This is a genomic window from Brachybacterium phenoliresistens (assembly GCF_000576425.1).
Taxonomy (GTDB): Bacteria; Actinomycetota; Actinomycetes; order Actinomycetales; family Dermabacteraceae; genus Brachybacterium; species Brachybacterium phenoliresistens.
In genome coordinates this window covers 91417-104850 of record NZ_KK069991.1, presented here as the reverse complement: position 1 = coordinate 104850, position 13434 = coordinate 91417, and the positions used below count along the sequence as shown (strand labels likewise).

The window sequence follows — 13434 nt, the reverse complement described above, 5'->3', positions numbered from 1 at the left end:
GCCCTGTCCTATGGGCGCCCTGTCCTGTGGGCGCCTGGTCCTGCGGGCGCCCTCTCAGCCTTTCGCGCCGCGCGGGAAGACGAGCTCCGCGCCGCGCAGCCGATAGCCGGCGACCAGGTCCTCCCAGGCGACCTGCGGCGGTCGGCGCAGCCGCGGGTGCTCGCGCAGGATGCGCTCGAGCAGCACGGCGGTCTCCGCGATGGCCAGGTGCTCGCCGGGGCAGCGATGCTCCCCCGCGCCGAAGCTGAGGCCGGCCGGCCCCACCCCGCGCGGCAGCTCCCGGCCCGGCCTCAGCGCCCGCGGGTCCTCCCCCACGATGCGCGGATCCGTGTTCGCCTCCTGCACGCACACGTCCACCAGGTCCCCGGGGGCGAGATCCGGGGCACCGGGCACCTCGAGCGGCGTGTGCACGCGCCGGTAGAGATGCCCGACGACGGGCTCGAGGCGGATGATCTCGTGCAGGATCGCGAAGCGCTCGGCCCGCTCCCCGGCCAGGAACCGCTCGGCGAGCATCGGCCGATCCAGCAGGTGCCACAGGGCCATGACGATGAACTCGCGCGTCGTGATCATCCCGGCCGTCGCATAGGTGACGCACTCGACGAGGATGTCCGGCACGGTGTAGCCCTCCGCCAGCAGGTGGCTGACCAGGTCGCCGCGGGGCCGGCGCCGCCGTGCCCGGACGGCCGGCAGCACGTCGCGGAGGTGGAAGCCCAGCAGGGGGCCGAGGCCGCGGGCCGCGGCGAGCGCCCACTGCCGGCGGGTGCGCCCCAGCCCGGGCCGGGACAGGTCGAAGGGCGGCTGGCGCATGAACCTCTCCAGGCGGCGGGCCATCTGCTCCAGCGGGGCGTGCGTGAGGCCGACGGCCTCCCGGGTCACGCCCACCGCGTAGAGCAGGGCGAGATGGTCCGGCGCGCAGGCGCCCTCGCGCACGGCGGCACCCACCAGGCGATCCGCGAGGACCTCCATGGTGCCGGTGTACTCGGCGTCCACGAACGCCGGGGCGAAGCGGCGGCCCGCGGCGCGGCGCTGCTCGTCGTGCTGCGGGCCGTCGGACAGCAGGATCGGATGGTGCCGGAGGGCTCCGCGGGGGATCGCCTCGGCGGTGAAGCCGGCCTGGGTGGTCGCCCCGCGGGCCCGCAGCACGCCGCGGGCCGCGTCGTAGCCGCCCACGTGCCGCAGCCCCGGCGGGGCGTCCTCGCCCGCCCACGGGCAGGCTCCGGGCCGCCGGGCGCGGCGCTCGTCCTCGCTCATGCCGTCCTCCCTCGCTGCCGGGTGCGTCCTCGTCCCACCGGGCCCGTCCTCCCCGTCCGCCGGATGCGTCGCCCCGTCACCGGGTGCGGCCCTCCAGTCTCCGCATCTGCTGCTCGATGACCTCGACGACGGCCGCGGGGATCCGGGCGGGGCCGTCGTGCAGGATGCGCCGGGCCTCGTCCAGCAGCGCCTCGATCTCCTCCGCGACCCGGTCCCGGGCCCCGCAGTCCACGAGCAGCCCCCGCAGGCGCAGCCCCTGCGCATCGGTGAGGTCGCTCCGCCCGAGCAGCTCGGCGACGGCCGGCCACGAGGCCGTCGACCGTGCCGCGTCCATGATGCGGGTCTGCTTGCCCTCGCGGAAGTCGGACCACGGGTCCTTCCCGTGGTGGTGCTCGGCGCCGAAGGCGGAGAGGGCGTCGTCCTGCAGCTGGAAGGCGATGCCGATGCAGCGCCCGGCGTCCTCGAGGGCGGCGCGGACCTCCGCCCCGGCGCCGGCCAGCACGCAGGCCATCCCCAGCGGCAGCTCGACGCTGTAGACGGCGGTCTTGGACCGGGTCATGGTGTCGATCTCGCGGCGGGCGGGCGGGATCATCCCATCGGCCAGGCCGACGTCCAGGAACTCGCCCGCGGCCGATTCGGTGACCGCGTGGTCCAGCAGGTCCAGCAGCTCGGCCCGCATCGGGGCGGGGACGTCGACGCGGGCGAGGAGCTGGTGGGCGCGCGAGAGCAGCAGGTCCCCCATGAGGATCCCCGCGCTGCGCGCCCAGTGCAGGCTCGCCCCGTCGTCGCCGCCGGCGCGGCCGTGCCGGTGCAGGGCGCCGACGAGGTTGTCGTCCCCGCGCCGGACAAGGTCGTGATCGATCACGTCGTCGTGCAGCAGGAAGGCGTAGTGCAGGATCTCCAGCGCCGCCGCGCAGCGCAGCGCGACGGCATCGCCCGCCCCGGACCCAGGGTCCGACCCGTGTGCAGCGTCCGACCAGCGTGCAGCGTCCGACCCGCGCGAAGCATCGGACCCGGCCGGGCCTGCCGAGCCCTCGGCCCGGAAGGCGTCGAGGACCTCGAGCAGGAGCATCGGCCGCATGAGCTTGCCGCCGCCGATGTGCTGCGCCGTCCGGCGCCACAGGTCCTGCACGTGCGGGCCGTGCCGCTGCGCCCGCAGGGTCTCCCCCTCCAGCACCTCGTGCAGCTCGGCCAGCACGGATGCCCTGGCACGGTCCAGCCGGCACATCTCATCGATCTCCGCCACGACCCCTCCGTTCCTCGACATCCTGTCCCGTGCGGCGGTCCCGCCACGGCCCCACATTTCGCCTTGCTCGGAAAGAATATAGCCGAGCGAGTATCAAGCCGGGTACAGTGCTCGCATGCACGACGCGACCGAACACCGGCAGGCCCCGCCGTGGACGGCGTTCGACATCGATTCGAATGACCCCCACGGCGAGCTCGTGGACCGATCCGCCCTCACCCCGGAGGACGTCGCCCAGATCGACGCGGTGATGGCGGCGCTGGTGGCCCTGCGCCGCGTGGAGGAGGAGCTCTCGCGCGCCTCGCAGGAGTACATGCGGCTGAACTCGACCGACATGCGCGCCCTCCACTTCCTCATCATCTGCGCCCACCGCGGGGAGATCGCGACCGCCGGCGCCCTCGGCGCCCACCTCGGGCTCTCCTCGGGCGCGACGACCAAGATGCTGGACCGCCTCGCGGCGGCCGGTCACGTCGAGCGGCACCCCCACCCCCATGACCGGCGCAGCGTCTGCCTCACCGTGGACCCGGCGACCCGGGACGCCGCCATGTCCACCATGGGCCGCCAGCAGGCGGGTCGGTTCCGCGCCGCCGCCCGCCTGACCCCCCAGGAGCGCGAGATCGTCGAGCGCTTCCTGACCGACATGGCCCGCGAGATCTCCCCCGAGGGCCTGGAATGGGTCGGATCCCGGAGCGACGATGCCCGCTGAGTACCTGATCGTGCTGGGCCTGTGCCTGCTCATCACGCTTCCTCTCGAATTCGTGCTCGGGGCGCGCGTGTACCGCCGCCCGCGGCGCCTGCTGCGCGCCCTCGCCCCGGTGGTCGTCGTGTTCGTCGCCTGGGACCTGCTGGGGATCCACCGCGGCCACTGGTGGTACGCGCCCGACAAGATCACCGGCATCATGCTCCCGGGGCGCCTCCCCCTCGAGGAGCTGCTGTTCTTCCTGGTCATCCCCATCTGCGGCCTGCTCACCCTCGAGGGTGTGCGCGCCGTGCTCACCCGGGCGGCGGCCCTCCGCGCCGGCCTGCGCGAGCGCGCCGGGACGAGAACCGACCCCACGGAGGGCGACGATGCCTGAGTACACCGTCCTCACCGTCGCCTCGATCGTGCTGGTCGTCCTCCTCGAGCTGTGCGTGCTGCGCACGGGGATCTTCCGCAGCGGCGTGTACTGGATCTCGATGGGGATCGTCATGGGCTTCCAGGTCCTCGTGGACGGCTGGCTGACCAAGCTCTCCGATCCGATCGTGCTGTACGAGGCGTCGATGACCACCGGCCTCCGCGTCCCGTGGGACATCCCCGTCGAGGACTTCGGCTTCGGCTTCTCGATGGTGACCCTGACGATGATGCTGTGGCTGCGCGCTCGCCCCCGCCCCGGGGACCGGTCCCCGCAGGAGGAGCCGTGATCGTCCGCCCGGGCCGGGACCGCCGCGCCGTGCTGCACCGCGGGCCGTCCGGCGCCTCGCGCGCCCCGGGCCGCGAGGTGATTGTGATCGGCGGCGGCATCGCCGGGCTCAGCGCCGCCCTCTGCCTCGCCGAGCGGGGCGTGTCCGTGAGGCTGCTCGAGCGCGAGCGGACCTGGGGCGGGCGCGCCCGCTCCTGGGACCTGGGCGAGGGACGCTCCATGAGCCGCGGGTTCCACGCCTTCTTCCGCCAGTACTACACGCTGCGCTCCCTGCTGCGCCGGACCGACCCCGCGCTGGGGATGCTCGAGGACATCGGCGACTACCCGCTGCAGCGGGCCGGAGGAGCCCGCGACAGCTTCCGCGGGATCCCCCGCACGCCGCCGTGGAGCGTGGCGGCCTTCGCGCTGCGCAGCGAGAGCTTCCCGCTGCGCGAGCTCGCCGGGGTGGACGTGCCGGCGGCCCTGGCGCTGCTGCGCGCCGAGTTCCCGGCGTCCTTCTCCGCGCACGACGGCGAGGACGCCGCGTCCTTCCTGGACCGCCTGCGCTTCCCCGACCAGGCGCGGCACCTCGCCCTGGAGGTGTTCGCGCGGTCCTTCTTCGCCGATCCCTCGCAGTTCTCCGCCGGCGAGCTGGTGGGCATGTTCCACACCTACTTCATGGGCTCCGCGGAGGGCCTGATCTTCGACGTCCCCTCCGATTCCTACTCCCCCACGCTGTGGGACCCGCTGGTGCGGGCCCTGCGCTCGCACGGCGGCGAGGCCCGCACCGGCACCGCCGTGGACGGCGTGCACGAGGCCGGGGACGGCCGCCTGCTGGTGCGCACGGCATCGGAGGAGCTCACGGCCGATGCGGTCGTGGTCGCCGCCGATCCGCGGACCGCGCGCCGACTCATCGCGGGGATGGACCGCCCCCGCCGGGCGGCGGGCCCGGAGGACGGCTGGGCGGCATCGGTCGCCGCGCAGCGCAACGCCCCGCCCTTCGCCGTCCAGCGCCTGTGGTGGGACCGGCCCGTCGCGGCCGAGGCCCCGGCCTTCCTCGGCACCAGCGGCTTCGGCCCGCTGGACAACGTCACCGTCCTGGACCGCTTCGAGGGGACCGCGCGGCGCTGGTCCGCCGCCCACGGCGGCAGCGTCGTCGAGCTGCACGCCTACGCGCTGACCGGCCACACCCCGGCGCAGGACGACGCCGTGCGCCGGGAGCTGCGCGCCCAGCTCGAGCGGCTGCACCCGGAGCTGCGCGGCGCCGTCCCCGTGCACGAGGAATGGCTCGTGCAGGAGGACTGCCCGCTGATCGGCACGGGCGAGTGGGCGCGGCGCCCCACCGTCACCACCCCGGACCGGCGCGTGGTGCTGGCCGGGGACTGGCTGCGCACCGACGAGCCCGTCGCCCTCATGGAGCGGGCGGCGCTCACCGGGCTGCAGGCCGCCAACGCGCTGCTCGAGGGCTGGGGCGCCGCCGGTCATGACTGGTGGTCCGTGCCCATGTCCGGGGTGCTCAGGTCCCCGGCACGGGCAGCGGCCCGTCGGTCCGGTCGCCGCGCACGAGCTTGAGCACGTTCTCCGCGCTGATCAGGCACATCGGCAGGCCGACGCCGGGCACGGTGGTGCCGCCGGCGTAGTACAGGCCCTCCACGCGCCGGCTGCGCTGGGAGCCGCGCAGGAAGGCGGACTGCCGCAGCGTGTGCGCGGGCCCGAGGGCGTTGCCGCGCCAGGAGTGCAGGTCCCGGGCGAAGTCGCCGGGGCCCACAGTGCGGCGCACCGTGATCCGTGCAGCGAGGTCCTCGATCCCGGCCCACGCGGCGATCTGCGCGATCGCCCGATCCGCCGCCTCCTCCACGGGGGCGTCGCCGCCGCCGTCGAGGCCGCCGCGGCCCAGCCCTGTGCCGTCCGGGGCGTCGGGGGGCACGGGGATGAGCACGAACAGGTTCTCGTGCCCGGGCGGGGCGACCGACGGGTCGGTGGCCGAGGGCCGGCACACGTACAGGCTCGCCGGGTCCGGCGCCTGCGGCGGGCCGTCGAGGATGTGCGCGAAGTTGGCGTCCCAGTCCTCGGTGAACAGCAGGGTGTGGTGGGCCAGCTGGGGAAGGCCGCCGCGCACCCCGAGCAGGGCGAGCACGGCGCCGGGGCCCGAGGTGCGGCGGTCCCAGTACGGCTGCGGGTAGGTCTGCGCCTCCGCGGGGAGCAGGGCGGTCTCGGTGTGGTGGAGGTCCGCGGCGGAGACCACGAGGTCCGCGGGGAGGACCTCCTCGGGGCCGGCCGGGGCGTCGGCATCGGCCGGGACCGCGCGGACGGTGATCCCGGTGACCTGCAGCCGGCGGCGGCCGGGCACCCGGCCGGGGCGCGGCGCGGTGCGGATCGCGGTGACCTCGGTTCCGGTGCGCAGCACCACCCCGCGCTCGAGGGCGAGGCGCCGCAGCGCCTGGACCAGCCGGGAGAAGCCGCCGAGGGGGTAGCGCACCCCGTCCTCGAGGTCCATCGCGCTCATCAGGTGGTAGATGCTGGGGGCGGTGCGCGGGGTCGCCCCGAGGAACACCGCCGGGTACCCCAGGACCTGCCGCAGCCGGGTGTCCGTCACCGTCCGCGCGACGCGGTCGTGGAGGCTCTCGAGCAGCAGCCGCGCCAGGGTGCCCGCCCGCGGCAGCACCGAGGCGACGGTGCGGGCGGAGACGCGCGAGAAGGTGGTGTAGAGGAAGGAGTCCGTGGCCAGGTCATAGGCCTCGCGGGCGGAGTCCAGGTAGGCGGCCAGCGCCGCCCCCGCGCCCGGCTCCTCCCGCTCGAACGCGGCGATCGCGTCGGCGCGGCCGCCGCGCAGGTCCAGCGGCTCGGGGTACCGCTCGCCGAGCACCCGGTACCCGGGGTCCAGCCGCACCAGGTCGAGGTGGTCCTCCAGGCGCTCCCCGAGCAGGGCGAAGAAGTGCTCGAAGCACTCGGGCATCAGCCACCAGGACGGTCCCGTGTCGAAGGCGAACCCCTCGCTCTCCCATCGGCCGGCCCGCCCGCCGAGGTCCTGGGACCGTTCGACGACGGTGACGGCGTGGCCGTCGGCCGCGAGCAGGGCGGCGCTCGCCAGTCCCGCCACGCCGCCGCCGATGATCGCGATGCGCCGCGGCTCCGGGGCGGGAGGCTGCGGGGCGCGCGGGCCGCTCCGAGGTCGGGGCCCGGGCGTCGGGGTCGAGGGCATCAGACCCTCACCCGCCGGGCGACGGCGACGGCGCGGGCCGCGATGCACGCCTTGCGCAGGTCCGGCACGCGGACGCGCCGGGTGCGCAGGCGTGCGGCCGGGGTGGCGCGCAGCCGCGCGGAGAGCTCTGCGAAGAGGTCGTGGGCGGCGAGCACGGCGGCGCGGCTGGAGGCGGGCAGATGCACGATGGCCGCCCGGGCGGCGGCGAGATCGGCGTCGACGTCGTCCAGCAGGAGGTCGCGCTGCGCATCGGTGAGCCGCGCCGGGTCGATGCCGGGGAAGTAGGCGCGACCGCGGGCGTCGGCATCGGCGTGCAGGTCGCGCAGGAAGTTCACCTTCTGGAACGCGGCGCCGAGCCGCCGGGCGCCCTCGACCAGCCGGGCATCGGGCTCCACCGGGGTCGGGGACCGGTCGGTGGCGAACACGCGCAGGCACATCAGGCCCACCACCTCCGCGGAGCCGTGCACGTAGCGGGCGAAGGTCTCCGGGGTGTGGTCGCTGCGCTCGAGGTCCATCCGCATGGAGGCGAAGAAGGGAGCCGTCAGCTCGGGGCCGATCCCGGTCTCCCGGGCGGTGCGGGCGAAGGCATGGATCACCAGGTCGGTGCTGAACCCCGTCTCGCGGGCCGCCTCGACGGCGGCCTCGTAGGCGTCCAGACTGGCCGCGATCTGCTCGGCGCCCAGTCCGCTGCCGCGGGCCGCGCCGTCGACGATCTCGTCGGCGACCCGCACCAGGGCGTAGATGCACCGCACCCGGGTGCGGACGGGCTCGCGCAGCAGCCGGGCCGACAGCGCGAAGGACGTCGAGTAGCGGCCGATGACCGCGGCGGCCGCCGAGCTGGCGGCGGAGCGGTAGGCGGCCGCGGCCTGCGCGTCCAGCGGGGAGATCATCGTTCTCCCTCGCCGGCGGCGTCGTGGTTCAGGCGGCGCAGGAAGCCGGTGACGACCTCCCGCTCCTCGGGGCTGAGGGCGCGGGCGACCGCGAACATCCGCTCGTGCATGTCGGCGAGCGTGGCGCGCACCTCCTCGTCCCCGTGGCGGGTGGGGACCACGGCGATGGAGCGCCGGTCCTCCGGGTGGGGCATGCGCTCGGCGTGCCCGTCGCGGACCAGGCGGTCCACGAGGGCGCTGGCCGAGGCGGGACGGATGTCGAGCATCCGGGCGAGGTCCCGCTGGCGCAGCACCCGGCCCTCCGCCTGCGCCTCGAGCAGGGCGCGCAGGGCCAGGAGGTCCTTCTCCCCCATGTCCATGTCATCGCCCACCCGCGATCGCATGCGGGTGTTGGAGGAGCGGTACCGCCGCAGCTCGTTGAGCAGCTCCACGGTCGAGGCGGTCTCGGGCTCGTCGGGCGGGAACCAGTAGCCGCTCGAGGGGTGGGGCTCTGCGGGCAGATCTGCCATCGGACTCTCCGGGATCGGGTGCGCTGGACAGGGCCCGCACACACATGTAGCGTCTCTAACTGTTCGGAATTCTAACTCAATGGTGCGCCGGCCGCCATGCCCGCCCGCCTCGGAGGACCCATGACCGCATCGCCCGCCCCCGCCGATCTCTGCGCCCCGCTCGAGGAGTCGACCGTCTCCTCGCCCCGCGAGCGGCGCGCCCTGCCCCGACCCTACGACGCGATCCTCCTCGCCTCCTTCGGCGGGCCCGAGCGCGAGGAGGACGTCCTGCCGTTCCTGCGCAACGTCACCCGCGGCCGCGGGATCCCCGACGAGCGCCTCGAGGAGGTCGGGGCGCACTACCGGGCCCTGGGCGGGCGCTCCCCCATCAACGACCAGAATCGCGCCCTGATCCGGGCGCTGCGGGCGGAGCTCGACGAGCGCGGCATCGACCTGCCGATCCACTGGGGCAACCGCAACTGGCAGCCGACCATGGCCGAGGCGGTCCGCGGGCTGCACGCCGACGGGCACCGCGAGGTCCTCGCCATCGCCACCAGCGCGTACTCCTCCTACTCCTCGTGCCGGCAGTACCGCGAGGACTTCGGGCGGGCGCTCGTGGAGACCGGCCTGCTGGGCACGGTGCGCCTCGACAAGGTGCGCCCCTACTTCTCCCACCCCGGCTTCCTCGCGCCGATGGCCGACGGGATCCTCGATGCGCTCGCGCAGCTGCAGGAGGAGGGCCACGACGGCGCGCGGGTCCGGATCCTGTTCTCCACCCACTCGATCCCGACCGCGATGGCCGACGCCTCCGGCCCGGCCGAGGAGCGCACCGGCGGCCCCGCGCGCTGGTACGTCCGCCAGCACGAGGCGGCCTGCCGGTACCTCATGGACGCCGTCGCGCAGCGGCGCGCGGCCGAGGGCGCCGGGACGGAGCTGCCCGGCTGGGAGCTGGTCTACCAGTCCCGCTCCGGCGCCCCGCACACCCCGTGGCTCGAGCCGGACGTCAACGACGTGATCGCCCGGATCGCCGAGGAGGGCGAGCACGACGCGGTGGTGGTGGTCCCCGTGGGCTTCGTCAGCGATCATGTGGAGGTGATCTGGGACCTGGACACCGAGGCGCGCGAGAGCGCCGAGCAGCACTCCCTCGCCTTCCGCCGCGTGGCCACGCCGGGCACGGACCCGCGCTTCGTGGCGGCGCTCGCGGACCTCGTCGAGGAGCGGATCCGGCCCGATGCCCCGCGCCGCGCGGTCACCGAGTTCGGCCCCACCGCGGACGTCTGCGGCACCGCCTGCTGCGTCTCCGGGTCGCCGCGGGCGCGCATCGTGCCGACCACCTCGGCGCTGGACTCCGGGGAGGACCTGCGCGCCGCACGTACGCAGGCCGCCCGGGACGAGGGCGGGAGCACCCGCCCCGCGGGCGCCGGCACCACCGGGGAGGCGGGCGGCCGATGAGCGCGCAGCCCGCACCGCAGCCCCCGCACGTGCTGGTCACGGGCGCGACCGGCTACGTCGGCGGGCGCCTGGTGCCGCAGCTGGTCGACCGCGGCGCCCGGGTGCGCGTGTGCGGGCGCAGCCGCGAGCGGCTCGAGGCCCAGCCGTGGGCCGACCGGGTGGAGGCCGCCCCCGCCGACCTGGCGGACCGGATGGCAGTGCGCCGCGCCCTCGAGGGCATCGAGGTGGTGGTGTTCCTCGTCCATGCGATGGCCGGCGGCTCCGGGTTCGAGGAGCGGGAGGCCCGCATGGCGCGGATCATGGCGGAGGAGGCCGAGCGCGCCGAGGTCCGGCGCATCGTCTACCTCTCCGGACTGCACCCGCAGTCCGGGGAGCTCAGCGCCCACATGGCCTCGCGCCGACGGGTCGGGGAGATCCTGCGCGAGGGCGCGGTGCCGACGACGATCCTGGAGGCGGCCACGGTGATCGGCGCCGGGTCGGCGAGCTTCGAGATCATCCGCCATCTCGCCGAGCGGCTGCCGGTGATGCCCGCCCCGCGCTGGGTGCGCAATCGGATCGAGCCGGTCGCGGTGCGCGACGTGCTCCACTACCTCGCCGCGGCGGTGCTCGCCCCCGGGGACGTCTCGGGCACCTACGGGGTGGGCAGCGGCGAGTCCGATCTGCGCTTCGCCGACCTGCTCACCGGTTACGCAGAGGTCGCCGGCCTGCCGCGGCGCCGCGTGCTGAGCCTGCCGATCCCGGCGCCGCGCCTGTCGGGGCTGTGGATCGGCGTGGTCACGCCGGTGCCGCTGTCCATCGCGCGGCCGCTGGCGGAGTCGATGCAGCACGACGCCGTGACCCGCGCGCCGCTGGCGCAGGAGGTACTGCCCGCGCCCGCGGACGGGCCGATGCGCTACCGCGACGCCGTGCGGGCCGCGCTCGCCGCCCAGCGGCGCGGCGATCTCGCCTCGCGCTGGGACGACGACGCCTCGCTGCACCGCGCTCCCGAGGAGCCCCTGCCGGAGGACCCGGACTGGGCCGGCCACACCCTGCACACCGACGAGCGGGAGCTCACCGCGGCCGATGTCGACCCCGCTGCGGTGTGGCGGGTCATCGAGGGCATCGGCGGCTCCGCGGGCTGGTACTCGACGCCGCTGCTGTGGGCGCTCCGCGGCGCCGTGGACCTCGTGGTCGGCGGTCCGGGCCTGCGGCGCGGACGCCGCGACCCGCAGGCGCTGCGGGTGGGCGATGCGGTGGACTGGTGGCGCGTCGAGCGGATCGAGCCGGGGCGCTGCCTCACCCTGCGGGCGGAGATGCGCACGGGCGGCCGCGCCTGGCTGCAGCTCTCGGTCGAGCCGGCCGAGGGCGGCGGCAGCTGCTACCGCCAGCGGGCCGTGTTCCTCCCCGACGGGCTGCTGGGCCGCCTGTACTGGCGGGCGATCTCCCCGTTCCACGCCCTCGTCTTCCCGGCGATGGCCCGGAACATCCTGGACGCCGCCCGCCGCTGAGCGCTGCCCCGTCCGGCCGTGCTGCGCGGGACGCCGTGGCGCGCAGGCCGCTGTGGTGCACGGGAAGCCGTGGCCCGGGGAGCCATGCCGCGCGCGGAGCCGTGGCGCGTGGGGGTCAGTTCAGCAGCGCGATCCCCAGGTTCAGGGCCCCGGCGTAGCTGACCCAGGCGAGGTAGGGCACCAGCAGCAGCGCCGCCATCGGCCGCCGGGCGCGGAAGGCGACCAGGCAGGCGAGGATGGCGATCCACAGCAGCACGATCTCCGCGAAGGCGAGCCAGTACAGGTCCGCGCCGAAGAACAGCGGGGTCCAGAGGGCGTTGAGCACGAGCTGGGCGCACCACAGGGCGAGGGCGCGGTCCGCCCCGGCGCGGCGCCACACGAGCCAGCCGGCCACGGCGATCAGCACGTACAGCACCGTCCACGCGGGGCCGAACAGCCAGGCCGGCGGGGCGAAGGCCGGCAGCCGCAGCGCGGCGTAGGTCTCCTGCGAGCCGGCGGCCGCCATCCCGCCGATGCCGGCGGCGATCGCCGTCGCCCCGACGAAGGCCAGCAGCATGAGCAGCGAGCGGCCGCGGGACGGCCCGTCGGCAGCGCGGGACGGCTCGCCGGGGGCGCGCCGCGGCGTCCCGGGCGAGGGGCGGCGGGGGTCAGCGGGCGGGTGCGGCATCGGAGGCGTCCTTCCGGTGGGTGGGGGCGGCGCGGCGGCCCCGGGAGATCGCGGCGGGCCACCAGATGCGGTCGCCGATCGCCACGGCGAGCGCGGGGACCAGGAACGTCCGCACGACCAGGGCGTCCATCAGCACGCCGAGGGCGACGATGATCGCCAGCTGCAGCAGGAACTGGATGGGGATCACCAGCAGCGCCGCGAAGGTCGCCGCGAGGACGACGCCGGCGCTGGTGATGACGCCGCCGGTGATCGACAGTCCCCGCAGCGTGCCCTCGCGGGTGCCGTGGACCAGGGCCTCCTCCCGCACCCGGGTCATGAGGAAGATGTTGTAGTCGATGCCCAGCGCCACGAGGAACACGAAGGCGTACAGCGGCACCGAGGGATCCGAGCGGGGCTGGTCGATGAGGCGGAAGATCACCGCGCTCACCCCGAGGGCCGTGCCGAAGCTCAGCACCGTCGTCGCCAGCAGCACCAGCGGCGCCAGCAGGGAGCGCAGCAGCAGCGCCAGCATGATCGTGATCGCGACGAGGACCAGGGGGATGATCAGCGTGCGGTCGTGGGCGGAGGTCTCGTTGGTGTCGAGGTCCACCGCGGTCGAGCCGCCGACGGCCGCATCCAGCGGGCCGACCGCCTCGCGCAGCGCCCTCACCGTCTGCTCGGCCTCGAGGGAGTCGGCGGGGTCCTCGAGGGTCACCGAGAACAGCAGCTGCCCGTCGACCTCGGTGGGCCGGGCGTCCGCGAACGGCCCGGCCGATGCCTCGGCCGCCACCTCGCCGGAGGCGTCCACCGGCAGGCTCCCGGACGGGGAGTCCTGGGAGACCAGGGCGAGGCCCTCCACCCCGTCGGCCCCGGCGACGGCCGCGGCGACCTCGGCGCGCTGATCGGCCGGGGCGAGCACGTAGGTCGGGGTGCCGGAGCCGCCGGGGAAGTGGCGGTCCAGCGCCGCCTGGCCGTCGCGGGCCTGGCTGGCCCCGAGCACGAACTCGCTCTGCGGGACGCCGTCGGCCTGCAGCAGGGTGAGCCCGCCGCATCCGGCGACCAGCAGCACGACCACCGTGGCGGCCACGCGCTTGGGGGCGGCGGCGACGAGCCGGCCCACCCGCGCCCACGGGCCGGTCGCATCGGCCCCGGTCAGCGCGACCGGTGCGGAGCCGCGGCGCGGGGCGCGCGGCCAGAACGCCGCCCGGCCGACGAGGGCGAGCATCGCCGGCAGGAAGGTGAGGGAGGTGAGCATCGCGCAGACGATGCCGACCGCGGCGACGGGGCCCAGCGCAGCGGTGGAGCCGAGGTCGGAGAGCATGAGGCACAGCAGCCCGACGATCACCGTGCCGCCCGAGGCCAGGATCGGCTCCAGCACCCCCCGCAGCGCGAGCCA

At 75.6% G+C, this 13434-nt stretch carries 13 protein-coding genes; 6 read left to right on the top strand and 7 right to left on the bottom strand.

The genetic code is table 11. The annotated features are described in order from the left end of the window. Window positions 1-54: 54 nt before the first annotated feature. Complete coding sequence (locus BF93_RS06935; protein WP_051486644.1) at window positions 55-1251, bottom strand: cytochrome P450; 1197 nt, start codon at window positions 1249-1251, stop codon at window positions 55-57. A 76-nt stretch (window positions 1252-1327) separates the two neighbouring features. Beyond that, entirely contained in the window at window positions 1328-2497 is a 1170-nt protein-coding gene (locus BF93_RS06930) for a polyprenyl synthetase family protein (protein ID WP_051486643.1), read from the bottom strand. Between the two features lie 115 nt (window positions 2498-2612). On the opposite strand from BF93_RS06930, the gene BF93_RS06925 reads away from it, so the two are divergent. Genes BF93_RS06925 through BF93_RS06910 form a run of 4 tightly spaced genes read left to right on the top strand, consistent with a single transcriptional unit; the run spans window position 2613 to window position 5445 of the window. Next, window positions 2613-3200, top strand: a complete 588-nt coding sequence (locus tag BF93_RS06925; protein ID WP_038371588.1) for a MarR family winged helix-turn-helix transcriptional regulator — start codon at window positions 2613-2615, stop codon at window positions 3198-3200. After that, window positions 3190-3570 carry a lycopene cyclase domain-containing protein gene (locus tag BF93_RS06920; RefSeq protein WP_038371587.1) on the top strand — a complete coding sequence of 127 codons (381 nt, stop codon included), beginning with the start codon at window positions 3190-3192 and terminating at the stop codon, window positions 3568-3570. The genes BF93_RS06925 and BF93_RS06920 overlap by 11 nt, the downstream gene beginning before the upstream one ends. Next, window positions 3563-3895, top strand: coding sequence for a lycopene cyclase domain-containing protein (locus BF93_RS06915; protein ID WP_038371586.1), 333 nt, complete (start codon window positions 3563-3565; stop codon window positions 3893-3895). The genes BF93_RS06920 and BF93_RS06915 overlap by 8 nt, the downstream gene beginning before the upstream one ends. Next, complete coding sequence (locus BF93_RS06910; RefSeq protein ID WP_038371585.1) at window positions 3892-5445, top strand: hydroxysqualene dehydroxylase; 1554 nt, start codon at window positions 3892-3894, stop codon at window positions 5443-5445. Before BF93_RS06915 ends, BF93_RS06910 begins: the two co-directional genes overlap by 4 nt. On the opposite strand, the gene crtI is transcribed toward BF93_RS06910, so the two are convergent. Genes crtI through BF93_RS06895 form a run of 3 tightly spaced genes read right to left on the bottom strand, consistent with a single transcriptional unit; the run spans window position 5390 to window position 8474 of the window. After that, window positions 5390-7075: a phytoene desaturase family protein gene (gene crtI, locus BF93_RS06905; protein WP_084148335.1), complete on the bottom strand. Its 1686-nt coding sequence runs from the start codon at window positions 7073-7075 to the stop codon at window positions 5390-5392. The two genes, BF93_RS06910 and crtI, sit on opposite strands and share 56 nt — an antisense overlap. Next, the gene (locus BF93_RS06900; protein WP_038371584.1) at window positions 7075-7965 is read right to left on the bottom strand and encodes a squalene/phytoene synthase family protein; all 891 of its coding nucleotides are present in this window, start codon (window positions 7963-7965) and stop codon (window positions 7075-7077) included. The genes crtI and BF93_RS06900 overlap by 1 nt, the downstream gene beginning before the upstream one ends. After that, entirely contained in the window at window positions 7962-8474 is a 513-nt protein-coding gene (locus BF93_RS06895) for a MarR family winged helix-turn-helix transcriptional regulator (RefSeq protein ID WP_038371583.1), read from the bottom strand. The genes BF93_RS06900 and BF93_RS06895 overlap by 4 nt, the downstream gene beginning before the upstream one ends. Window positions 8475-8594: 120 nt before the next feature. On the opposite strand from BF93_RS06895, the gene BF93_RS06890 reads away from it, so the two are divergent. Both BF93_RS06890 and BF93_RS06885 read left to right on the top strand, forming a co-directional pair. Then, window positions 8595-9905, top strand: coding sequence for a ferrochelatase (locus BF93_RS06890; protein WP_051486642.1), 1311 nt, complete (start codon window positions 8595-8597; stop codon window positions 9903-9905). After that, complete coding sequence (locus BF93_RS06885; protein WP_038371582.1) at window positions 9902-11392, top strand: SDR family oxidoreductase; 1491 nt, start codon at window positions 9902-9904, stop codon at window positions 11390-11392. Before BF93_RS06890 ends, BF93_RS06885 begins: the two co-directional genes overlap by 4 nt. 115 nt (window positions 11393-11507) lie before the next feature. Here BF93_RS06885 and BF93_RS06880 read toward each other — a convergent pair whose 3' ends face one another. Both BF93_RS06880 and BF93_RS20005 read right to left on the bottom strand, forming a co-directional pair. After that, window positions 11508-12059 carry a TspO/MBR family protein gene (locus BF93_RS06880; RefSeq protein WP_084148334.1) on the bottom strand — a complete coding sequence of 184 codons (552 nt, stop codon included), beginning with the start codon at window positions 12057-12059 and terminating at the stop codon, window positions 11508-11510. Next, a partial coding sequence (locus tag BF93_RS20005; protein WP_232226239.1) for an MMPL family transporter occupies window positions 12040-13434 on the bottom strand: 1395 nt, incomplete at its 5' end. The genes BF93_RS20005 and BF93_RS06880, both read right to left, overlap by 20 nt.